At 67.6% G+C, this 24,611-nt stretch carries 18 protein-coding genes; 16 read left to right on the top strand and 2 right to left on the bottom strand.

The annotated features are described in order from the left end of the window. Positions 1-14: 14 nt before the first annotated feature. The 9 genes from tssC (at position 15) to AC56DV_RS29645 (ending at position 10,515) form a co-directional block, all read left to right on the top strand. Positions 15-1,505: a type VI secretion system contractile sheath large subunit gene (tssC, locus tag AC56DV_RS29605; protein ID WP_496317784.1), complete on the top strand. Its 1,491-nt coding sequence runs from the start codon at positions 15-17 to the stop codon at positions 1,503-1,505. Between the two features lie 41 nt (positions 1,506-1,546). Beyond that, complete coding sequence (locus tag AC56DV_RS29610) at positions 1,547-2,038, top strand: Hcp family type VI secretion system effector (protein WP_496317785.1); 492 nt, start codon at positions 1,547-1,549, stop codon at positions 2,036-2,038. A 64-nt stretch (positions 2,039-2,102) separates the two neighbouring features. Continuing rightward, on the top strand, positions 2,103-2,900 hold the full coding sequence (locus AC56DV_RS29615) for a type VI secretion system accessory protein TagJ (RefSeq protein WP_496317786.1): 798 nt from the start codon (positions 2,103-2,105) through the stop codon (positions 2,898-2,900). After that, complete coding sequence (tssE, locus tag AC56DV_RS29620) at positions 2,893-3,408, top strand: type VI secretion system baseplate subunit TssE (protein WP_496317787.1); 516 nt, start codon at positions 2,893-2,895, stop codon at positions 3,406-3,408. Before AC56DV_RS29615 ends, tssE begins: the two co-directional genes overlap by 8 nt. Next, the gene (tssF, locus tag AC56DV_RS29625; RefSeq protein ID WP_496317788.1) at positions 3,405-5,276 is read left to right on the top strand and encodes a type VI secretion system baseplate subunit TssF; all 1,872 of its coding nucleotides are present in this window, start codon (positions 3,405-3,407) and stop codon (positions 5,274-5,276) included. Before tssE ends, tssF begins: the two co-directional genes overlap by 4 nt. Next, positions 5,261-6,292 carry a type VI secretion system baseplate subunit TssG gene (gene tssG, locus AC56DV_RS29630; protein WP_496317789.1) on the top strand — a complete coding sequence of 344 codons (1,032 nt, stop codon included), beginning with the start codon at positions 5,261-5,263 and terminating at the stop codon, positions 6,290-6,292. The genes tssF and tssG overlap by 16 nt, the downstream gene beginning before the upstream one ends. An 11-nt stretch (positions 6,293-6,303) precedes the next feature. After that, on the top strand, positions 6,304-9,033 hold the full coding sequence (gene tssH / locus AC56DV_RS29635) for a type VI secretion system ATPase TssH (protein ID WP_496317790.1): 2,730 nt from the start codon (positions 6,304-6,306) through the stop codon (positions 9,031-9,033). Positions 9,034-9,248: 215 nt separating this feature from the next. After that, entirely contained in the window at positions 9,249-9,626 is a 378-nt protein-coding gene (locus AC56DV_RS29640) for a hypothetical protein (protein WP_496317791.1), read from the top strand. Positions 9,627-9,651: 25 nt separating this feature from the next. Continuing rightward, positions 9,652-10,515, top strand: a complete 864-nt coding sequence (locus tag AC56DV_RS29645; RefSeq protein ID WP_496317792.1) for a hypothetical protein — start codon at positions 9,652-9,654, stop codon at positions 10,513-10,515. On the opposite strand, the gene AC56DV_RS29650 is transcribed toward AC56DV_RS29645, so the two are convergent. Both AC56DV_RS29650 and AC56DV_RS29655 read right to left on the bottom strand, forming a co-directional pair. Continuing rightward, entirely contained in the window at positions 10,512-11,846 is a 1,335-nt protein-coding gene (locus AC56DV_RS29650) for a tetratricopeptide repeat protein (RefSeq protein WP_496317793.1), read from the bottom strand. The genes AC56DV_RS29645 and AC56DV_RS29650 overlap by 4 nt on opposite strands. Positions 11,847-11,864: 18 nt before the next feature. Then, positions 11,865-13,367, bottom strand: coding sequence for a type VI secretion system contractile sheath domain-containing protein (locus AC56DV_RS29655; RefSeq protein WP_496317794.1), 1,503 nt, complete (start codon positions 13,365-13,367; stop codon positions 11,865-11,867). A 96-nt stretch (positions 13,368-13,463) separates the two neighbouring features. On the opposite strand from AC56DV_RS29655, the gene AC56DV_RS29660 reads away from it, so the two are divergent. The 7 genes from AC56DV_RS29660 (at position 13,464) to tagF (ending at position 24,601) form a co-directional block, all read left to right on the top strand. Beyond that, complete coding sequence (locus tag AC56DV_RS29660) at positions 13,464-13,853, top strand: DUF4280 domain-containing protein (RefSeq protein WP_496317795.1); 390 nt, start codon at positions 13,464-13,466, stop codon at positions 13,851-13,853. Positions 13,854-13,864: 11 nt separating this feature from the next. Then, the gene (locus AC56DV_RS29665; RefSeq protein ID WP_496317796.1) at positions 13,865-15,883 is read left to right on the top strand and encodes a type VI secretion system Vgr family protein; all 2,019 of its coding nucleotides are present in this window, start codon (positions 13,865-13,867) and stop codon (positions 15,881-15,883) included. 78 nt (positions 15,884-15,961) lie between these two features. Beyond that, on the top strand, positions 15,962-17,512 hold the full coding sequence (gene tagH, locus AC56DV_RS29670; RefSeq protein ID WP_496317797.1) for a type VI secretion system-associated FHA domain protein TagH: 1,551 nt from the start codon (positions 15,962-15,964) through the stop codon (positions 17,510-17,512). 20 nt (positions 17,513-17,532) lie between these two features. After that, positions 17,533-18,864 carry a type VI secretion system baseplate subunit TssK gene (tssK, locus tag AC56DV_RS29675; protein ID WP_496317798.1) on the top strand — a complete coding sequence of 444 codons (1,332 nt, stop codon included), beginning with the start codon at positions 17,533-17,535 and terminating at the stop codon, positions 18,862-18,864. Between the two features lie 6 nt (positions 18,865-18,870). Next, on the top strand, positions 18,871-20,328 hold the full coding sequence (gene icmH, locus AC56DV_RS29680; RefSeq protein ID WP_496317799.1) for a type IVB secretion system protein IcmH/DotU: 1,458 nt from the start codon (positions 18,871-18,873) through the stop codon (positions 20,326-20,328). After that, entirely contained in the window at positions 20,325-23,918 is a 3,594-nt protein-coding gene (tssM, locus tag AC56DV_RS29685; RefSeq protein WP_496317800.1) for a type VI secretion system membrane subunit TssM, read from the top strand. The genes icmH and tssM overlap by 4 nt, the downstream gene beginning before the upstream one ends. Next, on the top strand, positions 23,918-24,601 hold the full coding sequence (gene tagF, locus AC56DV_RS29690; protein ID WP_496317801.1) for a type VI secretion system-associated protein TagF: 684 nt from the start codon (positions 23,918-23,920) through the stop codon (positions 24,599-24,601). Before tssM ends, tagF begins: the two co-directional genes overlap by 1 nt. The last annotated feature ends 10 nt before the right edge of the window (positions 24,602-24,611 follow it).

The raw sequence follows: 24,611 nt of genomic DNA on the forward strand, positions 1-24,611 counted from the left end.
CGACGGAGGAATTGATGGCACAGATCACTGAAGCACAACAAGGCGCCACCGGCACCCTGGAAATGAGCGACTTCGGCAGCTTGCTGCAGAAGGAGTTCAAGCCGCAATCGGACAAGGCCAAGGAAGCGGTCGAGAACGCGGTGAAGACGCTGGCCGAGCAGGCGCTGAGCGGCACCAACCTGATCTCGAACGACGTGCTGGGCACCATCGAGGGCCTGATCGCGGCGCTGGACAAGAAGCTCACCGAGCAGATCAACCTGATCATGCACACCGACGAGTTCCAGAAGCTGGAAGGCGCCTGGCGCGGCCTGCACCACCTGGTCAACAACACCGAGACCGATGAAACGCTGAAGATCCGCGTGATGAACATCTCGAAGAACGACCTGGGCAAAACGCTGAAGAAGTACAAGGGCACGGCCTGGGACCAGAGCCCGATCTTCAAGAAAATGTACGAAGAAGAGTTCGGCCAGTTCGGCGGCGAGCCGTTCGGCTCCATCGTGGCCGACTACTACTTCGACAACAGCGCGCCGGACGTGGAGCTGCTGTCCGGCATGGCCAAAATCGCCGCCGCCGCGCACGCGCCGCTGATCGCCGCCGCCGCACCTTCCGTGATGCTGATGGAATCGTGGCAGGAACTGTCGAATCCGCGCGACCTGACCAAGATCTTCCAGACCCCGGAACACGCCGCCTGGCGCTCGTTCCGCGAGTCCGAGGACGCGCGCTACGTCGGCCTGGCCATGCCGCGCTTCCTGGCGCGCCAGCCGTACGGCGCCAAGACCGATCCGGTGGAAGCGTTCGACTTCGAGGAAGACACCTCGGCCGCCGGCAGCAAGAACTACACCTGGGCCAACGCGGCCTACGCCATGGCGGTGAACATCAACCGCTCCTTCAAGGAATACGGCTGGTGCTCGCGCATCCGCGGCATCGAGTCCGGCGGCGCGGTCGAAGGCCTGCCGGTGCACAGCTTCCCGACCGACGACGGCGGCGTGGCCATGCAGTGCCCGACCGAGATCGCCATCTCCGACCGCCGCGAGGCGGAACTGGCGGCCAACGGCTTCATGCCGCTGGTGCACAAGAAGAACACCGATTTCGCCGCCTTCATCGGCGCGCAGTCGCTGCACAAGCCGGCCGAATACGACGACCCGGACGCCACCGCCAACGCCAACCTGGGCGCGCGCCTGCCGTACCTGTTCGCCACCTGCCGCTTTGCGCATTACCTGAAATGCATCGTGCGTGACAAGATCGGTTCCTTCAAAGGGCGCGATGAGATGGAACGCTGGCTGAGCAACTGGATCAACCGTTACGTCGACGGCGATCCCGCCAACTCCAGCGAAGGAACCAAGGCGATGAAGCCCCTGGCGGCGGCCGAAGTGATCCTGGAGGAAGTGGAGGGCAATCCAGGCTACTACACCTCCAAGTTCTTCCTGCGCCCGCACTACCAGCTGGAAGGCCTGACCGTGTCGCTGCGGTTGGTGTCCAAGCTGCCGTCGGCCAAAGGCGGTTGATTTTTACAGTTTGCAGTCCAAACACACACTAGGAGAATAAAATGGCAGTAGACATGTTCCTGAATCTGGGCGCCACCATCAAAGGCGAAACCCAGGATAGCGCGCAAAAAGCAGCCGGTGATATCGACGTGCTGGCATGGAGCTGGGGTGCTTCCAACTCCGGCTCCTTCCACGCCGGCGGCGGCGGCGGCGCAGGCAAGGCCAACTTCCAGGATATCTCGATCACCAAATACCTGGACAAGGCTTCGCCGGCCCTGCTGATCGCGCTGGCCAAAGGCTCGCACATTCCGGTGGCCAAGCTGCTGGTGCGCAAAGCCGGCGAGGGACAGCAAAAGTACCTGGAGCTGACCATGACCAAGGTGCTGGTGACGTCGGTATCGACCGGCGGCAGCGGCGGCGAAGACCGCCTGACCGAGAACGTCAGCCTGAACTTCGCTGAAGTGAAGTTCGAGTACTTCCTGCAGAACGAAAAAGGCGTTACCGCTTCCGGCGGCGTGTTCAACTGGGACATCGCCGGCAACATCGCCAAGTAATTGCAAGCTGCCGGGGCCCGTGCGCCCCGGCTTTTTTTCCTCTCGTTTTATCTCAGGGCTCCTTATGGACGCGCAACAGCTCATTTCCGAAGGCCGGCTTGGCGACGCGCTCACCGCGCTGCAAGGCCAGATCCGTAAAGACCCCTCCAACGCGAAACTCCGCACATTCCTGTTCCAGCTGCTCTGCGTGCAAGGGCAATGGAACCGCGCACTGACGCAACTGAACGTGGCCGCCGAGCTGGACGCGGCCACCTTGCCGATGGCGCAAACCTACCGCGAAGCGATCCAGTGCGAGGCGCTGCGCGATGAAATTTTTGCCGGCAAACGCCTGCCCGTGGTGTTCGGCGAACCGGTGGCGTGGATCGCCCTGGTGGCCGAGGCGCTCAAGCTGGAAGGCGAGGGCAATGCCGCCGCCGGCGCGCAGGCCCGCGCGCGCGCCTTCGAGGACGCGCCGGCCAGCTCCGGCCGCATCAACGGCGAAGCCTTCGAGTGGCTGGCCGACGCCGACGCGCGCATCGGCCCGGTGCTGGAAGTGATCATGAACGGGCGCTACATCTGGGTGCCGGTGCAGCATGTGAGCCGCATCGAGATCGAAGCGCCGGCCGACCTGCGCGACAAGGTGTGGATGCCGGCCACCTTCACCTGGACCAACGGCGCCAGCACCGTGGGCCTGATCCCGACGCGCTATGCCGGCACCGTGGGTGAGGGCGCTGACGATGCGCTCTTGCTGGCCCGCCGCACCGAATGGAGCGAAGATGGCGTCGGCCTGGGCCAGCGCATGTTCGCCACCGACGCCGCCGACTATGCGCTGATGGACGTGCGCAGCATTGAATTCGACGGCGCCGCCGCGGAAAATGGCTGAACTGGCGCCACGCGAGCGGCTCCAGCCTTCCTTGCTGGACCGCCTGACCGACGACGAGCCGGAAAGCAGCGTGGAGTCGCGCGAGCGGCGCGTGCTGTCGCTGCGCACGCTGCGCGAAAGCGTACTGCGCGACCTGGCCTGGCTGCTCAATACCACCAATCTGCTGTCCGTCACCGACCATGCCAAGCTTCCCTACGTGGCCAACTCGGTGGTGAACTACGGCATGCCGGACATCTCCGGCATCTCCGTGGCCGGCCTGAACCTGACCGAGCTGGAACGCGGCATCCGCCAGGCCATCTGGGACTTCGAGCCGCGGCTGATACGCGGCTCGGTCAGCGTGAAGGCGGTGTCGGCCGAATCGGACCGCAACACCATCATGTTTGAAATCGAAGGCGATATGTGGGCGCAACCTTACCCCGAACGGCTGTACCTGAAAACTGAACTGGACGTGGACCGCGCCAGTATCCGCGTGACCGAGAACGCTGGCGGCAAGGGATCGGGCGCATGAATCCGCGCCTGTTGCGCTATTACAGCCAGGAGCTGCAGCACCTGCGCGAAGTGGGCGGCGAGTTCGCCAGGGAATATCCCAAGATAGCCGGCCGCCTCGGCCTGGAAGGCTTCGACTGCGCCGACCCCTACGTGGAGCGGCTGCTGGAAGGCTTCAGCTTCCTCGCCGCGCGCGTGCAGATGAAGATCGACGCCGAGTTCCCGCGCTTTACGCAGCACATGTCCGAGCTGGTGTACCCGCACTTCCTGGCGCCCACGCCGTCGATGGCGGTGGTGCAGCTGCAGCCGGACCTTGCCAACCCCGCGCTCAAGCAGGGCTACGTGGTGCCGCGCGGCACCGCCATGCGCAGCGTGCTGGGCAAGGGCGACACCACCGCCTGCGAGTACCGCACCGCGCACGACGTGACCATGTGGCCGGTGGAACTGGTGGAAGCCAAGTTCTTCACCCACAGCGGCGCGCTGGCCGGGGCTGGTAATGGCGCGGCGCTGCCGGGCAGCGTCAAGGCCGGGATCCGCCTCAAACTGCGCACGGCCGGCGGCGTGCCGTTCCGCGCCTTGCCGCTGGACCGGCTGGCGCTGAACCTGCGCGGCAGCGACGAGATGCCGGTCAAGATCTATGAGCGCATCCTGGGCAGCGTGGAAGGGGTGCTGGTGGCCTCGGCCGGCGCCAGCACGCTGCTGCCGAAAAGCGCGGTGGCGCCGCTCGGCTTTGGCGAGGACGAGGCGCTGCTGCCGAGCGGGCGCCGCACCTTCCAGGGCTACCGCCTGCTGCAGGAGTATTTCGCCTTTCCGCAGCGCTTCCAGTTCGTCGAGCTGCGCGGCCTGCAGCAGGCGCTGGCCCGCTGCGCGGAAACCGAAGTGGACCTGGTGATCCTGCTCAACAAGGGCGACGCGCAGCTGGAGCAGATGCTGGACACGTCCAATTTCGCGCTCAACTGCACGCCAGCCATCAACCTGTTCCAGCGCCGCGCCGACCGCATCAACGTCAGCGGCGACGAGTTCGAGTACCACGTGCTGGTGGACCGCACCCGGCCGATGGACTTCGAGGTGTTCCAGGTCGACGAAGTGACCGGTTACGGCACCGGCCCGAACGCCGAACAGGCTTTCCGGCCGTTCTACACCGCCAAGGATATCGGCGGCCTGCACCAGGACAAGGCCTTCTACCATGTGCGGCGCGAGCCGCGCCTGATTTCACAGCGCCAGCGCAAGGTGGGGCCGCGCTCCAGCTACATCGGCAGCGAGACCTTCATCTCCATCGTGGACGCGGCCGAGGCGCCGTACCGCAGCGACCTGCGCCAGCTCGGCCTGTCCGTCTGGTGCACCAACCGCGACCTGCCGCTGTCGATGCCGCTGGGCGTGGGCAAGACCGATTTCATCCTCGATTCCGGCGCGCCCGTCACGGCGGTGCGCTGCCTGGCCGGCCCCAGCCAGCCGCACGCCTCGTTCGCCGAGGGCGCCGTGGCGTGGCGCCTGCTGAACCACCTGTCGTTGAACTACCTGTCGCTGACCGACAGCGACGCGCGCCAGGGCGCCGTGGCGCTGCGCGAAATGCTGTCGCTGTATTGCCATCCGGGCGACTTGAACGGGCAGCGCCAGATCGAAGGCGTGCAGTCGATCAGCACCTCCAGCATCACGCGCCGCATGCCTTCGCCGGGGCCGATCACCTTCGGGCGCGGCCTGCAGGTGACGGTCACGCTGGACGACGCGGCTTTCGAGGGCACCGGCGCCTTCCTGCTGGGCGGCGTGCTGGCGCAGTTCTTTGCGCAGTACGTGTCCATCAACTCCTTCACCGAGACGGTGGTGCGCACCATCGGGCGCGGCGAGATCATGCGCTGGCCGGCCAAGGGAGGCGCATGCGCGATCCTGTAGAAACCGAACTGGAACTGGAGCGCAAGGCCGCGCGCATGGACTTCTTCCAGGTGCTGCGGATGATAGAGAACGCGCACCCCGAGCTGCCGCGCATCGGCGCTTCGCTGCGCCCGCGCGACGATGCGGTGCGCTTCGGGCAGGACCCGTCGCTGACCTTCCATCCGGGCGCGCTGGGCCAGTTCCTGCGCGGCGGCTCGAACGGCGCCGACGCGCGCGCGCGGCTGGCCGTGAATTTCTTCGGCCTGCTGGGCGCCAACGGCCCGCTGCCGATCCACATCACCGAGTACACGCGCGACCGCCTGCGCAACGGCGGCGACGGCACCTTGCTGGCTTTCTTCGACGTGTTCCACCACCGCATGCTGTCGCTGTTTTACCGCGCGCGGGCGCAGGCGGAGCCGGCCATCAACCTGGACCGGGAAGACAGCGACCGCTATGCCGAGTTCGTCGGCAGCCTGTTCGGCATCGGCGCCCCGGCGCTGCGCCAGCGCGACGACATCGGCGACTTCGCCAAGCTGCACTTCGCCGGCCTGCTGGCCAACAATGCGCGGCCCGCGTCCGGCCTGGTGTCCATCCTGCGCGAGTATTTCAAGCTGCCGGTGGCGGTGGAGCAGTTCACCGGCCACTGGATGCGGCTGCCGGTGGAGATCCAGTCGCGCATCGGCCGCGCCGAGGACGGCAACCGGCTGGGCGTGTCCACCGTCCTCGGCTGCAAGGTATGGGACTGCCAGAACAAATTCCGCATCGTCATCGGCCCCATGGGCTTTTCCGATTATGAACGCATGCTGCCCGGCGGCGACAGCATGAAGCGCCTGCTGGCCTGGGTGCGCAACTACGCCGGCACGGCCCTGGACTGGGACGTGCGCCTGATCTTGAAAAAAGAAGAAACCCCGCCGTTGCGGCTGGGCGGCGCCGGCCAGCCCGGCCTGCGCCTCGGCTGGAACACCTGGCCAGCCGGCGCCCCGCCGCGCCGCAACCCGGACCAATTGCTCATCAACCCAAGCGCCCATGCGGGCTAAGGAAAAACATCATGGCAGAAATCAGTCGCGTCGCCCTGTTTGGCAAGTTGAACTCGCTGTGCTACCGCGCCATCGAAAGCAGCACCGTCTTCTGCAAGCTGCGCGGCAACCCCTACGTGGAACTGGTGCACTGGATGCACCAGATCCTGCAACTGCAGGATTCGGACCTGCTGCGCCTCGTCAAGCACTATGAACTGGACGCGGCCGGCCTGGCGCGCGACCTGACGGCGGCGCTGGACCGGCTGCCGCGCGGCTCCACCTCCGGCATCGACCTGTCCTCGCAGCTGGAGGAGTCGGTGGAACGCGCCTGGGTGTACGGCACGCTGATGTTCGGCGAATCGCAGATCCGCTCCGGCCATATCGTGGTCGGCATGCTGAAGACGTCCAGCCTGCGCAACGCGCTGTACGGCATGTCCGCCCAGTTCCAGAAGATCAAGGGCGACGACCTGAGCGAAAAGTTCGCCAGCCTGCTGAAGGATTCGCCGGAAGCGCAGATGGCGGCCACCGACGGCTTCCAGGCCGGCGGCGGGGCAGCGCCGGGCGAGGCCTCGGGCGCCATCGCGCCGGCCGCGATGGGCAAGCAGGAAGCGCTGAAGAAGTTCACCGTGGACCTGACCGAGCAGGCCCGCAGCGGCAAGATGGACCCCATCGTGGGCCGCGACGACGAGATCCGCCAGGTGGTCGACATCCTGATGCGCCGCCGCCAGAACAACCCCATCCTGGTGGGCGAGGCCGGCGTGGGCAAGACCGCCGTGGTGGAAGGCTTCGCGCAGCGCATCGCGCGCGGCGACGTGCCGCCGAGCCTGAAGGACGTGCAGCTGCTGACGCTGGACGTGGGCCTGCTGCAGGCCGGCGCCAGCATGAAGGGCGAGTTCGAGCAGCGCCTGCGCTCGGTGATCGATGAAGTGCAGGGCAGCCCGAAACCCATCATCCTGTTCATCGACGAGACGCATACCCTGGTGGGCGCCGGCGGCGCGGCCGGCACCGGCGACGCGGCCAACCTGCTGAAGCCTGCGCTGGCGCGCGGCACGCTGCGCACCATCGGCGCCACCACCTTCGCCGAATACAAGAAGCACATCGAGAAGGACCCGGCGCTGACGCGCCGCTTCCAGACCGTGCAGGTGGACGAACCGAGCGAGGAACGCGCCATCCTGATGATGCGCGGCGTCGCCTCCACCATGGAAAAGCACCACAAGGTGCAAATCCTGGACGAGGCGCTGGAAGCGGCCGTCAAGCTGTCGCACCGCTACATCCCGGCGCGCCAATTGCCGGACAAATCGGTCAGCCTGCTCGACACGGCCTGCGCGCGCGTGGCCGTGAGCCTGCACGCCACCCCGGCCGAAGTGGACGACTCGCGCAAGCGCATCGAGGCGCTGGAAACTGAACTGGGCATCATCGGCCGCGAAAGCGCCATCGGCATCGACATCGGCAAGCGCAAGAGCGAGGCCGACGACCTGCTGGCCCTGGAGCGCGAACGCCTGGCCGGACTGGAAACGCGCTGGAACGCCGAGCGCGAACTGGTGGACGAGCTGCTGGCCCTGCGCGCCAAGCTGCGCGACGGCGCCCAGCCGGTGGAAGGAACCGGCAGCAGCCTGGAAGCGGGCGCCGAAGCCGAAGCGCACAGGGTGGGCAACGGCCTGAGCGCCGAGGAGCGCGCCGCGCTGATGGAGCAGCTCAAGGCAGTGCAGGCCAAGCTGAGCGAGCTGCAGGGCGAAACCCCGCTGATCCTGCCGACCGTGGACTACCAGGCGGTGGCGGCGGTGGTGGGCGACTGGACCGGCATCCCGGTCGGCCGCATGGCCAAGAACGAGATGGAAACCATCCTCAAGGTGGCCTCGCTGCTGAGCCAGCGCGTGATCGGCCAGGACCACGCGATGGAAATGATCGCCAAGCGCATCCAGACCTCGCGCGCGGGGCTGGACAATCCGAGCAAGCCGATCGGCGTGTTCATGCTGGCCGGTACCTCCGGCGTCGGCAAGACCGAAACCGCGCTGGCCCTGGCCGAAGCGCTGTACGGCGGCGAGCAGAATCTGATCACCATCAACATGAGCGAGTACCAGGAGGCGCACACCGTCTCCACGCTGAAAGGCGCGCCGCCCGGCTACGTGGGCTACGGCGAGGGCGGCGTGCTGACCGAAGCGGTGCGCCGCAAGCCGTACTCGGTGGTGCTGCTGGACGAAGTGGAGAAGGCGCACCCGGACGTGCACGAGATGTTCTTCCAGGTGTTCGACAAGGGCTTCATGGAGGACGGCGAGGGCCGCTTCATCGACTTCAAGAACACGCTGATCATCCTGACCACCAACGCCGGCACCGACCTGATCGCGGGCCTGTGCAAGGATCCGGACCTGATGCCCGACCCGGACGGCATGGCCAAGGCGTTGCGCGCGCCGATGCTGAAGGTGTTCCCGCCGGCGCTGCTGGGCCGCATCGTCACCATTCCGTACTACCCGCTGTCGGACCAGATGCTGGGCCAGATCGTCAAGCTGCAGCTGAACCGCATCAAGAAGCGCGTGGAAGCGCGCTACAAGATCCCGTTCCAGTACAGCGAAGAGGTGGTCAAGCTGGTGGTGTCGCGCTGCACCGAGGGCGAGTCCGGCGGCCGCATGATCGACGCCATCCTGACCAACACCATGCTGCCCGATATCAGCCGCGAGTTCCTGAACCGGATGATGCAGGGCGACGCCATCGCCGGCGTGTCGGTGGACGTGGCGGAGGGACAGTTTTCGTACAGCTTCGCCTAGCCTTGGGGGGGAGAAGATGATCGCTTACTATGGCCTGGGACCGGACAAGAAGCTGAGCGAAGTGGTGATGGCGGGCAGCCATGACGCGGCCGTTACCATGGGCGACGCGAACACCCAGACCCAGGACCTGGACATCTTCGACCATGCCGTGGCGGGCGCGCGGCTGTTCGGCATCCGCATCACCGGCGGGGGGGGCAACGGCCAAGGTGAAAAGCATGTGGGGCGGCGAGTACGGCCTGACGCTGACCAAGATCCCGACCGGGGGCTTGCAGTATTTCGGCAAGGGCGGCACCAGCGTCGGCAAGCCGTTCGGCAAAATCGAGCGGAACATCAAGAAGCAGAGCAAGCTGATGGCGCGCGGCGGCGACGGCAATCCGAACGTGGCCGGCATGATGTACTGGACCACCACCGGGGTGTTCGAAAGCATCCGCGACCGCAACAGCGGCCAAGACCGACGGCTTCGCCAGCGGCTCGCTGCTCAAGGCCTTCATGCCCAATTTCGTGATGATCGATTTCGTGGACGAGGAAAAGTGCAAGCACATCCTGGAGCTGAAGACCATTCCGCCCACCTTCCTGGTGAAGAACATCAATAACTTCATGCGCACGGACCACTGATCGATGTCGTTGATTTTGCTGCTCAAGCTGTTTCTGGTTCCATGTTTGATCTACGCGGTGACGCTGGTGGGCCGTAAATGGGGGCCGGGCGTGGCGGGCTGGATGTCCGCTTTTCCCATCGTCTCAGGTCCCATCCTGCTGACGGTGACGCTGGAGCAGGGCGCCGCGTTCGCCGCGCGCGCCGCCGAGGGCACTTTGCTGGCTGTGATCGCCGTGCTGGTGTTCAGCATCGCTTACGCCTGGACGGCGGAGCGTTTCGGCATGGCCTGGTCCATGCTGGGCGCGCTGCTGGCCTGGGCGCTGGCCGTGGCAGGCTTGCAGGCGGTGCAACTGCCGGTGGCGGCGTGCTTTGCGCTGGTGGTGGGCGCCTTGCTGGCAACGCCCAAGCTGTTTCCGCCAGCGCGGACGGATGGTCCGGGGCAGGCATCGGCATCCGCGAGGCCCGCCGCCGGCGCCGCGCAGGCCAGCGACCTGTCGTGGCGCATGCTGGCCGGGGCGGTGCTGGTGCTGGCCGTGAGCTACGGCGCCGCCATGATAGGCGCACGCCTTAGCGGCTTTTTCGCCATGTTCCCCGTGATGAGCACCGTGCTGGTGGGCTTCTCGCATGTGCGTTCCGGCCGCGCGTTCGCGGTGGCGCTATTGCGCGGCATGGTGTTTGGCTACTTCGCCTTCGCCACGTTCTGTCTGGTGCTTTCGCAGCTGCTGCGCGAAGGTTCGGCCGCCGCCGCATTCGGCGCGGCGTTCGCAGGCGCGCTGGCGGTGCAGCTGGCCGTCAAGCGCTTGATGGCCAAGCCGGCTGTACCGGCTGCTGCTGCTGTTGCTGATACTCAACTGGCCACGCCTGCAGGGCGGGCAACCCGCTCCTAGCCCGCCTTGCGCGCCCCCACCAGCAGGCCCGCAACCGGCCGGCTGGCTTCCTGGCGCAGCGTGACGCGGCGCAGTTCGCGCACTTCCAGCCCGCCCGCCGCCAGCATGGCGCGCACATAGGCTTCCGTGTGGCTGTAGCGCCCATGCGAATGCAGCAGGAATTGCGGCGCGGCGGCGCCGTCCACGGTTTCCTCCACCGTGAACACCAGGTGGCCGCCGGGCCGCAGCGAGGCGCCGGCGGCCGGGATCACCGTATCGAGCGCGCCGAAATAGCATAGCGTGTCGGCCGACATCACCAGGTCGTACGCGGCCGGATGGCTGGACAGCCAGGCGGTCAGCTCCGCTTCGTGCAGCTTGTCGTAGCCGCCGCGCTCGGCGGCCTTGGCCAGCATGCCGGCCGACAGGTCGACCCCTTCCAGCCGCCGCGCGTAGGGCGCGAGGAGCGGGCCGCACAAGCCGGTGCCGCAACCCGCGTCCAGCACATCCAGCGCCGGCCTGGCCTCGGCCTCCGGGCCCAGCAGGGCCGCCACCATCTCGCCGCACATGGCGGGCGCGCAGTAGCCCAGCTTGGCCAGCACCTCGTCGAAGCTGTCGGCAAAACGGTCGAACACGGACTGCACATAGGAGTCCGACGCGCGCACGGGCGCCGCTGCGCCCTGGCAGGCGGCGATGTGGTGCTGCACCACGGGGTTGTCCGGTTCGATCTTCTCCCACTGGCGGTAGACTTCCAGCGCCTCCGCATCGCGGTGCTGCGACACCAGCGCGCGCGCCAGGCTGCGGTAGACGTCCGGATTGTCGGGCGTGATCAGCACCGCGTTGCGGTAGCAGCTCAGCGCTTCGTTGAAATCGCCGCTCTTCTTCAGCACGTTGCCCAGGTTGATCCAGCCTTGCGCGAACTTGGGCGACAGCTCGACGGCGCGCCGGTAGGCCGCCGCCGCTTCGTCCAGGCGCTCCTGCGCGCGCAGCACCACGCCCAGGTTGTTATGGGCCAGCACGAAGTCGGGCCGGGCTTCCAGCACGGCGCGGTAGGACTGCTCGGCGTCCGCGTGGCGGCCCATCTCCTTTTGCACGTTGCCCAGGTTGTTGCGCGCATCGACATAGTCCGGCGCGACGTCCAGCGCGCGCCGGATCAGGTTGACCGCGCCGTCGTGGTTGCCCAGGTGGTGCTGCGCCAGGCCCATGTAGTGCAGCGCGTCCGGATGGTTGGGGGCCACCTGGAGGATGGCCTCATAGTGCTGCGCCGCCAGGCGCGGCTTGCCCTCGCGGTGCACGGAAACGGCCAGTTGCAGCGCGTCGTCCAGGGAGATCTTCTGGCTGGTTTTCTTCTTCATGCTCATCGTGATGCTACATCAGGAATTCCAGGCGCCGGACAGTGCCCGCGCCGGGTGTGAAATGGACTGGCTGCGCAGCAGGCGCGCGGCGTTGCGGTTCTTGAAGCTGAGCAGAGGCATCAGGCCGCGCTCCAGCAGGGTTGTGCCGGCCCGCTCGGACAGATAGGCTTCGGCGCAGGCCTGCATGTGCGCTTCGCCGCCGCGCCGCACGGTATGGGCGGGCAGGTCATCCAGGTCCAGCACGTCGCCGGGCGACATGTCCCAGGCGCTGTCTTCGAAGGCGCGGCCCAGCAGCAGGGCCACGGCGAGGGACGCGTGGCCCCACAGATAGTCTTCATGCGCGTGGCCGGCGTCCGCCTCTTCGAATTCGAACTGTTCGATACTGTCGGTGGCTTTGCCGTAGGGGAGGCGCAGCAGCACGCGCGGCAGCGCCAGGCCCAGCCAGCTCGCTTGCGGGCTGGCGCGCAGCGCTTGCCAGCGCGCCGCCGCAGCGTCGTCCAGCGCCTGCCATCCGGCTGCGTCGGGTGTGGCGGCGAGCGAGGCGGCGCCCGCCAAAGCATCGGCGGCGCTGGCGATGAAGGGCGCATGCGCGCGGGCTGCCAGTGCGCCGAGGGCGGCCAGCAGGCCGATGTCGGCCTCGCCGGGGCCGAAGCTGTAGGCACCGCACAGCACCGACCACGGTGCGGCGTCGGCGCCCCGGCGCGGCTGCTCGACCAGCAGCTTGTGCAGCGTGGTCGCCTCCAGGCCGCCGGCAGCGGCGTCGATATCGGCTTGCAAGGCGGCCTTGCCGGCGTCGAGCATGTACAGCTGCAGATCCTGGCCCAGTTCCAGTCCGGTTGCCAGCTGGCGCAGGCCGCGCCAGTTCGCTTCCAGCGCCTGGAACTCGGGCGCGTGCAGCACGGCGCGCATGCGCAGGCCGATCACGCCGTCCACGGCGGCGACGTATTCTGACTGGCGCGGGTCGGGGCCGGGCGGCATGGCGCCGACGATCTGGCGGATCAACTGGTCGATGGGCGGCACGCCGTCTTGCGGTGCCGAAGCCCCGGTGGCGTGGCGCACTTGCCCGCCCAGCAGGCCGGCAAAGTCGCTGGCAGGGGCGGCTGCGCCGCTGTCCGCCGGCGCAGGGGCACGGCCGTGCATCGGGTCAGCCGCGCCGCCGGCCCCGGATTGCAGCGCGGCGGCGGCTGCGGCGAAGGTGGCGGGATTGCGCAGGCGCTGGCGCTGGCCGCGCAAAGCCTCGAATGCGTCTGATTTTAGATACAGCCGATCCGGATGAAAGTCATCCAGTTCACTGAAGCTGAAGGTGTGGGCCGCGCCGTCCAGCGTCACTTGCACGCTGGGCGCCAGCTGCGCCAGCACCTGCTCGAAATTGTCGATGTCGACCCGGCGGGGTGCGCTGAAGCCGGCGGCGCGGCCGCTGAAGTCGCCCATCACCAGGATGCGCATGGGCTGGCCGTCCTCGCCCGGCTCTTGTGGATCGGCGGCGGCAAAGCCGAATTCGAATGTCAGCGATGTGGCCATGACTGTCCCTCGTCGATATGCAGTGGTGATCGGAGCTTATCCTAAAACCTTACCTTTAAGACAGTTTTTTCGGTCATAATAGCTGTAGGAGGGGATATGCCAAATCAGGTAGTGATGGGGGCGATGATGACTTGCACGTTCGGCGCGGCGCCGTCGTCGCTGGTTGTGCTCCCGGCGAACAAAGTGCTCGCCGAAGGACCGCCTGCCGCCAACATCATGGATCACAAGCCCATGGTGAATATCATGCCGTTCGGCGTGTGCAATTCGATGGCCAACCCCACGGTGGCCGCCGCCACTGCCGCCGCGCTGGGGGTGCTGACGCCCATGCCCTGCATACCGATGACGTCCGCGCCGTGGGTGCCGGGCGCGCCGACGGTGCTGATCGCGAACATGCCCGCGCTGGACAATGTCTCCAAGTGCATGTGCAACTGGGGCGGCGTGATCGCCTTCAGCAACGCGGGCACCACCAAAACCATGATCCCCTGAACCGAATCCGTATGCCACTGACGCAAGCCAACCGCGAAGTAAACGTCACCAGTGCCCTGGCCGACGACGTCCTGCTGTTCGACCGCATGAGCGGCGCCGAACGGCTGGGCCAGTTGTCCGAATTCCGGGTGCAGCTGCTGAGCACCAAGACGGACCTGAAGATCGCCGACGTGCTGGGCCAGCCCATGGGCGTGCACGTGGACCTGCCCGGCGGCGAGGTACGCCATTTCCACGGCATCGTCACCCGCTTCGCCTGCACCGGCTGGCAAGGCAAGCTGGCGCGCTACGAAGCCACCGTCCATCCCGGCCTGTGGCTGCTGACCCGCGCTTCGAACTGCCGCATTTTCCAGGAAAAGAACGTGCTCGACATCGTCAAGGCGGTGTGCCAGGACGCGTCCTACGGCGGCGCCATCGACCTGAACGTGGGTTCGCTGAGCGGCACCTACGACCCGCTGCCGTACTGCGTGCAGTACCGCGAGACCGATTTCAACTTCGTCTGCCGCCTGCTGGAGAACGCCGGGATTTACTTCTACTTCACGCACAGCGCCAGCAAGCACACCATGGTGCTGGCCGACTCGTACGGCGCGCACGCGCCGCTGCCGGGCTACGCCAGCGTGGAGTTTTCCGGCGAGGCGGGGCGCCGCATCGTGGACCAGGAGGCGGTGTATGGCTGGGCTTCCGCCGGCATGATCCAGGCCAGCAGCTATTCGCTAAACGACTTCGACTTCGAGAAAGCCAAGGCCAGCACCGCCGGCGGGCTGAAAGTGAAGTCCACCGTGGCAGCGGCTTTCAGCCAGCAGGCCTACGAAATGTACGACTATCCCGGCCTGTACACCGTGGCTGCCACCGGCACCGCGCTGGCGCGGGGCCGCATGGAGGGCCTGCACGGACAGTGCGAAGAAATCTCGGCCGACACCAACGCGCGCGGCCTGTTCCCGGGCGGCCTGTTCAAGCTGAAAAACCATCCGCGCGAAGAGGAGAACCGCGAATTCCTCGTGACGGGCGCGCAGTACGAGATCGTCGGCGACGACTACGCCACCGGCGGCGACACGCCGATGGACTTCAAGTGCGCGTTCCATGCGATCGGCAAGGAGCACAGCTACCGCGCGCCGCGCACGGCCATCAAGCCGGTGGTGCAGGGGCCGCAGACGGCGATGGTGGTGGGGAAGTCGGGCGAGGAAATCTGGACCGATCAGTACGGCCGCATCAAGGTGCAGTTCCACTGGGACCGCGACGGCAAGGAAGACGAGCTCAGTTCGTGCTGGGTGCGGGTGCAGCAGAGCTGGGCCGGCGCAGGCTGGGGCAGCATGTTCATTCCGCGCATCGGCATGGAGGTGGTGGTGAGCTTCCTGGAAGGCGATCCGGACCGGCCGCTGGTGACAGGCTGCGTCTACAACAGCGACGCCATGCCGCCGTATCCGCTGCCGGCAGAGCAGACCAAGTCCACCGTCAAGACCAACACCTCCAAGGGCGGCGGCGGTTTCAACGAGATCCGCTTCGAGGACAAGAAGGACGCGGAAGAGATTTTCGTCCAGGCGGAGAAGGACTATAACCGCGTGGTGAAAAACAACGATACGCTGAAGGTGGGCTTCGAGAAGAAGGACAAGGGCGACCAGACTATCGCGATCAAGAACGACCGCAGCCTGGACGTGGGGCACGACCACAAGGAGCACGTGGTGAACGACCACACGGTGACGGTCGATCACGACCAGATCATCACCGTGACCAACGACCAGAACCTGAAGGTGGACAATAACCAGACGGTTAAAATCGCGGTCGACCAGAAGCTTGACGTGGGCGGCAACCAGACCACGGCCATCACCGGCGACCAGAAGGTGACCGTGTCCAAGACCATCGTGATCGAGGCCACCACGTCGATCGAACTGAAGGTGGGCGGCACCAGTATCAAGATGGAACCGGCCAAGATCACCATCAAGTCGCCAGAGGTGACGATGCAGGCCGACGGCATGGCCACCGTCAAGGCGGGCGGCATCATGACGATAGGCGGCTCGCTGGTGAAAATCAACTGACACGCCTGATTGTGTTTTGCACAAGCGCGACCTTATAATGCCCAGTTCAACCAGCAGCCATAGAGCCATAGCGAGCCGATGTTTTTAACTCTGCGGATTCAGTCATACAGAAAACAAGCTCCGGCCGTCCCCGTTGAGCGCCGCTTCGATCAATTGGGCGGCACCATCGGCCGCGCCGCGGGCAATGATCTGGAGTTGCCCGATCCGGGCAAGTACATCTCGCGCAGCCACAGCAAGATCGATTTCGCCGACGGCAAGTATACGCTGATGGACCTGGGCGCCAATCCCAGCTGGATCAACGACCGTCCGGTGGGCGCAGGCAAGAGCGCGGTGCTGGAGGATGGCGACCGGCTGCTGATCGGCGATTACGTGCTGGAGGTGGCGGTGGGCGAGGGCGCGTCCCCGCCCCTGGCGGTTCCGGTGTTCCAGCCCGAGACTTCCGACGCTTTGCCGTTCCAGGCGCAGCCTGCCGCCGCGCCCTCGCCGCACGAGGGCAAGTCCTTCGACGAGATGCGCGACACGCTGGCCGGCGTGAAGATACTGGAACTGAGCGGCGGGCATGACCCGCTGGCCGCGCCGTCGCTGAACGATCCGCTCGGCCTGAACATGCTCAATGACGCCAACGCGGTCCATGCCGCGCCGCCGCCGGTGGCCTTCCGCGGTTCCGAGCCGGACCACGCGCCGCCGCAGTGGATGCCGATGCCGGGCGTGGTGCTGCCCGGGACGGCGTACCCGCCGCAGGCGCCGTATCCGCAGCAAGCGCCGGTTGCGGCGCACCTGTCCGAACCCACCGTGCTGACGGTGCGCGCCGCGCCGCCGTCCGCGTCCGTGCCGGCGCCGGCGCCGCCGGCGATGCTGATCCCGGACGATTACGATCCGCTGGCCGATTTCCTGCCGCCGCGCTTGAGCGTGCCGGCCGCGCCGGCCATGCAGGCGATGCCGGCTGTTCCCGTTGCGCCGGCCGCGCAGCCAGCCCCTGGTGCGGTCGCCTACGTGTTGCCGCCGCAGCAAGGCTATGCCGGTCCTGCCGGCGCGGGCCAGGGCGGCGACGAAGTGATGCAGGCGCTGCTGCGCGGCCTGGGCCTGAGCGGCCTGCGCACCACCAAATCGCCCGCCGAGACGGCCGAACTGGTGGGCGCCATGCTGCGCGAAGCGACCGCCGGCACCATGGCGGTGCTGATGGCGCGCGCCATGACCAAGCGCGAGAGCCGCCTGGAAATGACGGTGCTCGGCGCGCAGGCCAACAACCCGCTGAAGTTCTTCCCCGATGCGGAAAGCGCGCTGTCGCAAATGCTCACCAACGCCATGTCCGGCTACATGCCGCCGGTGAAGTCCATCGGCAGCGCCTTCGAAGACCTGAAAGCCCACGAGCTGGCCGTTATCGCCGGCATGCGCGCGGCGCTGGACGGCGTGCTGGCGCGCTTCAACCCGGCGCTGATCGAGGCCAAGGAGCCGGAAGGCGTGATGGATAAAATGATGGCCACCACTCGCAAAGCCCGCATGTGGGAACGCATGGTGGAGCTGTACGATGACATCCTGCGCGAAGCCGACGACGACTTCCAGCACCTGTTCGGCGAAAAATTCTCTGCCGCCTACGAAGACCAGATCGGCCGGCTGCACCGCAAATAATTCCTATCGAGTGAGACACCATGGCGTGGAACCGTAAAGTCATCTGGTCCGAAGGCATGCTGCTGCAACCGCAGCACCTGCAGCAGCACGACCGCTACCTGCAAACCCAGCTCGAAAGCCGGGTATCCCGGCTGCGCCCTTATTCCTGGGGCTTTTCTTCGCTGAAGATCGACGAGCAGCAGCTCGCGCTGGGCAAGCTGGCGATCATGTCGTGCAGCGCCGTGCTGCCGGACGGTACGCCGTTCAACCTGCCTGCGGACGACGACCTGCCGCTGCCGCTGGATATCCCGGAAGACGCGCGCAACGTGCTGGTCGTGCTGGCGCTGCCGCTGCGCCGCCCCGGCATAGCCGAAACCGGCGACAGCCCGGCGCCGGACAACTTCGCCCGCCACGGCACCGTGGACTACGAAGCCTGGGACAGCAACGGCGTCGACAACAGCGCGCTGATGCAAGTGGGGCGCCTGCGCCTGCGCCTGGCGCTGGAGTCGGACGTGGCCAATGCCTACGCCTGCATCGGCGTGGCGCGCGTGATCGAGCGCCGCCCGGACAACCGGGTGGTGCTGGACCCCGAATACTGCCCGCCGTGCCTGGACTTCCGCGTGGCGCAGCGCCTGGGCGGTTTCGCCGACGAAGTGGTGGGCCTGCTGCACCAGCGCGGCGACGCGCTCGGCAACCGCCTGTCCCAGCCCGGCGCGGCCGGCGCCGCCGAGATCGCGGACTTCCTGCTGCTGCAACTGGTGAACCGCGCCGAGCCGCTGTTCGCGCACCTGGCCGGCATGACCGGCTTGCATCCCGAGGAATACTACCGCGAGGCGGTGCAGCTGGCCGGCGAGCTGGCCACCTTCAGCCCGAACAACAAGCGCGCCATCCAGTACCCGGTGTACCGCCACGAGCAATTGCGCGAGACCTTCCTGCCGGTGATGGAGGATTTGCGCCAGTCGCTGTCGATGGTGATGGACACGCACGCCGTGCCGATCCCGCTGGAAGAGCGCCAGTTCGGCATCCGCGTGGCGGTGATGCGCGATCCGGAACTGGTGAAGTCGGCCACCTTTGTGCTGATGGTGAACGCGCACATGCCGCCGGAAACGGTGCGCAACAGCTTCCCGCGCCAGGTGAAGATAGGCTCGGTCGAGAAAATCCGTGACCTGGTGAACCTGCAGCTGCCGGGCATCGCGCTGCGGCCGCTGCCGGTGGCGCCGCGCCAGCTGCCGTTCCACGCGGGCTACACCTATTTTGAACTCGACAAGGGCAGCGAATACTGGCAGCAGCTGGCCACCTCCGCCGGTTTCGCCATGCACGTGGCGGGCGATTTCCCCGGCCTGCAAATGGAGTTCTGGGCCATCCGGAAGTAAGCCAAGATGAGCCAGGAAGATTTGCCCGATTCGGACCGCACCATCCTGGTTCCCAAGCCCGGAGGACGGCGCGGCGCACCCGCGCCCGTGGCGGGGTTGGGCGGCGATGGCGGCCCCGGCTCGGGCGCGCAAGGCGCTGGCCCGTCCGGATTTGACGCAGGCGCCGCCGGCGCGGCGGCTGCGGCAGCAGCATGGCCGGGCGCAGGGACGGCTGGCGGCACCGGCGCCGGCAGCACGGCCGGCATGCAGCGCCCCGCCGCCGGCCACGCCAACTACGACGCCACCCTGGCTCCGCTGACGGCGGGCCCGCGCGCGCACCTGAACGGCGTCAATCCGCTGGTCGGCGCCGCCAACGCCTTGCTGGACCTGGTGGTCCCGCTGCGCATCATGGCCACGCACCCCAGCGTGGAAGGACTGCGCAGCCAGCTGGTTGCGGCCATCAAAAAGTTCGAGAACGAGGCCAAGGCCGCAGGCTGCGCGCAGGAAGCCATCGCCGTGGCGCGCTATTCGCTGTGCACCTTCCTCGACGAGACCATCTCCAGCACCCCGTGGGGCGGCAGCGGCGTATGGGCCAGCCGCAGCCTGCTGGTGGCCTTCCACAACGAAGCCTTCGGCGGCGAGAAATTCTTCCTCATCCTGCAAAAGCTCAGCCAGCAGCCGCGCGCCAACCTGCACGTGCTGGAACTGATGTACCTGTGCCTGGCGCTGGGCCTGGAAGGCCGCTACCGCGTGATCGACGGCGGCCGCGCCCAGCTCGACCTGCTGCGCGAACGCCTGCAGCAGCTGATCCAGAAAGAGCGCGGGCCATTCGAGCCCGACCTGTCGCTGCGCTGGAAGGGCTCCAGCGAAAAGCGGCCCGGCCTGCTGCGCCTGATACCCGTGTGGGTGATCGCCGCTGTCGCCGGGCTGATCCTGCTGTGCATCCACCTCGGCTTCAGCTTCCTGCTGAACCGCCAGTCCGACCCCGTCTACGCCGCCTTGCAGCGCATACGCCTGGTGGCGCCCGCGCCGCCGGCGCCGCCGATGGCCAATCCGCCGGTGCGCGTGGCGCGATTCCTGGCGCCCGAAATCGAACGCGGCCTGGTGAGCGTGACCGAAACCCCGGACCGCTCCACCATCGTGCTGCACGGCGACGGCGTGTTCAAGTCCGGCAGCGCGGAAGTGCAGCCGTCCTACGACGGCCTGCTGCAGCGCATCGGCGAGGCGCTCAAGCCGGTTCCGGGCAAGGTTATCGTCATCGGCCACACGGACGACGTGCCGGGCGGCTCGGCGCGCTATCCCTCCAACTGGGCGCTGTCCAAGGGCCGCGCCGCCACCGTGGTGGACCTGCTGGCCAGGCAGGCCGGCCCCGCCGCGCGCTACAGCGTGGAAGGGCGCGGCGAGACTGAACCGCTGGTGCCGAACGACAGCGCCGCCAACCGCGCCCGCAACCGCCGCGTGGTGATTATCGTATTGACGCCATGATCAAACGCTTCTTCAACTGGCTCATCAAGCCGCCCGTGCTGGCCTTCTTCGGCGTGCTGCTGCTGTCGCTGATCTTCTGGTTCGAGGCGCCGCTGCTGGCCTTCGACGGCAAGGAGCCGTTCGCCTCCACCGGCGTGCGCTGGTTCTTCATTGCGCTGCTGTTCCTGGCCTGGGCCATGTACTTCGGCTGGAAGCTGCTGCGCGCGCGGCTGGCCGAACGCCGGCTGATGAAAAGCGTGGCGGGCGATCCGGCCGCGGCGCCCGCCGTGGTGCCGGGCCAGAAGGAGAGCGCCGCCGAGATGGCGGTGCTGGCCAAGCGCCTGCAGGACGCCATGGCGATGCTGCGCAAGTCGAAAGCGGGCGGCGGTTTCGGCGGCGGCGGCTTGTACCAGCTGCCCTGGTATATGTTCGTCGGCGCGCCCGGCAGCGGCAAGACCACCGCGCTGGTGCACTCCGGCCTGAAATTCCCGCTGTCCGACACGCACGGCAAGGGCGCCGTCGGCGGCGTGGGCGGCACCCGCAATTGCGACTGGTGGTTCACCGACGAAGCGGTGCTGCTGGACACGGCCGGCCGCTACACCACGCAGGACAGCTACACCGAAGTGGACCAGGCGGCCTGGAAGGGCTTCCTGCAGCTGCTGCGCAAGCACCGCCGCCGCCGCCCCATCAACGGCGTGATCGTTGCGCTCAGCGTGGCGGACCTGCTGCAGCAAGGGGAAGGCCAGCGCCGCGTGCAGGCGCTGGCGATACGCGCGCGCATCAAGGAACTGCACGAGGAGCTGGGCATCCGCTTCCCGGTGTACGTCATCGTCACCAAGTGCGACCTGCTGGCCGGCTTCGTCGAATTCTTCGACAACCTGGGCCGCGACGAGCGCACGCAGGTGTGGGGCGTCACCTTCCCGCTGGCCTCGGCGGAGCAGGCGGACGCCGGCCTGAAAACCTTCCCGGCCGAATTCGACGCGCTGCAGGCGCAGTTGCAGGCGCGCCTGTTCGAGCGTATGCAGCAGGAGCGGGACATCCAGCGCCGCGCGCTGATGTACAACTTCCCGCAGCAGTTCGCCGCCATCGGCGACGTGCTGGAAGCCTTCCTGACCGACGTTTTCGAAGCCACATCCTATGAAGAAGCCGCGCTGGTGCGCGGCGTCTACTTCACCAGCGGCACCCAGGAAGGCAGCCCGATCGACCGCGTGATGTCCACGCTGGCGGCCAGTTTCGGGCTGGACCGCAAGGTGCTGCCGGCCAACGCCTTCGGCGGGCGCAGCTACTTCATCACGCGGCTGCTGCGCGACGTGGTGTTCCAGGAAAGCGAACTGGCCGGCGCCAACCTGCGCCTGGAGCGCAACCGGCGCTGGCTGCAATGGGGCGCCTACGCGCTGACCGCCGCCGCGCTGGTGCTGGTGACGGCCGGCCTGCTCACCAGCTACGTGCGCAACCAGGCCTATGTGAACGACGTGGCGGCGCGCACCCAGGAGATCGACCAGCTGGCGCGCGCCTTGCCGAAGGATCCGTCGCCGGTGACGGCGCTGCCGCTGCTGAATGCGCTGCGCGACATCCCGGGCGGCTACCGCAGCCAGGGCCAGGAAGTGCCGTTCCTGATGGGACTGGGCCTGTACCAGGGCGGCAAGCTGGGCGAGGGCGCGCAGGGCGCCTACCAGCGGGTGCTGCGCGAAGCGCTGCTGCCGCGCATCCTGGACCAGATGGAAACCCAGCTGCGGCGCGGCACCGCCAACAATCCCGAATACCTGTACGAACTGCTGCGCGTCTACATCATGCTGGGTGAACGCAATCACCTGGACCCGGAAGCGGTGCGCGCCTGGCTGGAATACGACTGGAACCGCAACCTGCCGGAGGCGAACGAGCTGCAGCGCCAGGACCTGCTGCAGCACGTGGCCGCGATGCTGGCGCCGTCCAGCCAGGCGGACGCGCCGCCGCAGCTGGACCGGGCGCTGATTGCGCAAGTGCGTCTCAGCCTGGCGAAGCTGCCGATGGGGGAACGCGTCTACACCCGCCTGAAGCGCAGCCTGGCCGGGGCCGGCGTGCCGGACTTCGACGTCACCGCGGCGGCGGGGCGCGACGCGGGCGTGGTGCTGGCGCGCCAGAGCGGCTTGCCGCTCACGCGCGGCATAGCCGGCTCCTTCACGCTGGCGGGCTACAAGAAGTTCACCGAGCAGATCGACGGCGCCATTGCGGACGTGGTGAGGGACAGCTGGGTGCTGGACCAGCGCGAGGCGGTGGACAGCGTGGAGAGCGCGGCGCAGATGAAGGCCGTGGTGCAGCAGATGTATTTCGAGGAGTACATCCGGCTGTGGGACGGGCTGCTGGCGGACGTGACGCTGGTGCCGTTCACCACCCTGGACCAGGCGGCGCGCGTGATCAACAGCGTGTCCAGCCAGGAATCGCCGCTGCGCAAATTCCTGCAGGCGGCCGCGAAACAGACCAGGCTCGACAAGCTGAAGACCGCCAAGTCCAGCGTGGACGCCGCGACGGACACCGTCAAGCAGCTCAGCGACGCCGCCAAGCGGCGCCTGGAGTCGGCGCTCAGCGACGGCGCGCAGGACGTGCTGCCGGCCGACGTGCGGCCCGTGAACCCGGTCGACATCCACTTTGCGCCGCTGCACAAGATGGTGGAGGCGGGCGGCGGCACCTTGGGTGCGGCCGGCGCCGCCGGTGCGGCGGGTCCCTCCGGCCTGGACGGCGTGCTGCTCAAGCTGAGGGACGTTGCGGTCTACTTCGACGCGGCCAACGCCACGCGCGCCGCCGGCCAGCCCGCGCCGCCGGCCGACGCGCTGACAAAACTGAAGCGCGATGCGGACAGCCTGCCGGCGCCGCTCGGCGCGCTGGTGCGCACCGTGGACACGGCAGGTTCCGGCCTCACGCTGGGCACGGAGCGCGACCGCCTGGACGCGTTGTGGAAGACCGGCCCCGCGCTGTTCTGCCGCGCCGCCATCGCCGGCCGTTACCCGCTGGTGCGCAAGGCCGCGCAGGAAGCCACGCCGGACGACTTCGGCCGCTTCTTCGGCCCCGGCGGCCTGGCCGACGAGTTCTTCCAGAAGCACCTGGTCAACTACGTCGACACCAGCGGCGCGCAGTGGCGCTGGCGCGTGGTCAACAATATGGACCTGGGCATGGACCAGGAAGTGCTGGTCCAGTTCCAGCGCGCCGCGCAGATCCGCGACAAATTCTTCGGCAACGGCGGCAAGCAGGCTTCCGTGCGTTTCGACCTGAAGCCGCTGGCGGCCGATGCCGCCCTGACCAAGGTGGTGCTGGACGTGGACGGCCAGCAGCTGGCGTTCGCGCCCAAGACGCCGCAGGGCGCCGCCAGTTTCCAGATCCCGAGCGGCAAGGGCGTGAACGCGGTGCGCTTCGAGGTGGCGCCCGCCAGCCCGGCGGAACTGCGGACCGAAGGGGCGTGGGCCTGGTTCCGCATGCTGGACAAGGGCCTGCTGGAGCCTTCCGCGCAGGGCGAACGCTACAAGCTGACCTTCGACCTGGACGGCCGCAAGATCATGTACGAACTGACCGCCAACAGCGTCAACAATCCGTTCAAGCGCGACGGGGTGGAGCAGTTCCGCTGCCTGGAGTCGCTGTGATGGACGAACCGGAACTGGCGCCCGGCTTCTTCGGCAAGGTGAGCACGCACGGCGACTTCGTGTCGCGGCGCCTGCCGCCGTCGCTGCTGGGCGTGTGGGACGCGTGGCTGCAGGCTTCCATGCAGGGCAGCCGCGAAGCGCTGGGGGCGCGCTGGCTGCAGACCTATCTCACCAGCCCGATCTGGCGCTTTGCGCTGGCGCCGGGCGTATGCGACCGCAACGCCTGGGCCGGCGTGCTGATGCCCAGCGTGGACCGGGTGGGGCGGCACTTTCCGCTGACGATAGCGGCCGGTGCGCCGGGCGGCGGCGGCTTGCTGGACTGGGTTGCCAACGGCAAGCCGTGGTTCGACCAGCTGGAAACGCTGGCCTTGTCGTCGCTGGATGAGCGTTTCCAGCTCGAGCCTTTCGACGGCCTGCTGCAGGCGATGCCGCCGCTGAGCGATGCGCCGCTGGCGGGCCAGCTTGGCGGCGCCGGTTGCCGCCTGCCGCTGGCTTCGCTGGATGCGGTGGCCGCGCAGGTGCCGGCGCTGGCGGCTGCGGCGCTGCGCGGCCAAAGCGTCTGGTGGACCGATGGATCGGCGGAGGTGGAGCCGAGTTTGCTGCTGTGCCGCGGCTTGCCCGCGCCGGCGGCCTTTGCCGGCATGCTGGCCGGGACCTGGCTGCAAACCGGCTGGGGCGCCTGAATACCTGCCG

The organism is Massilia sp. BGA-UO-ETr-WB1 (genome assembly GCF_059567845.1).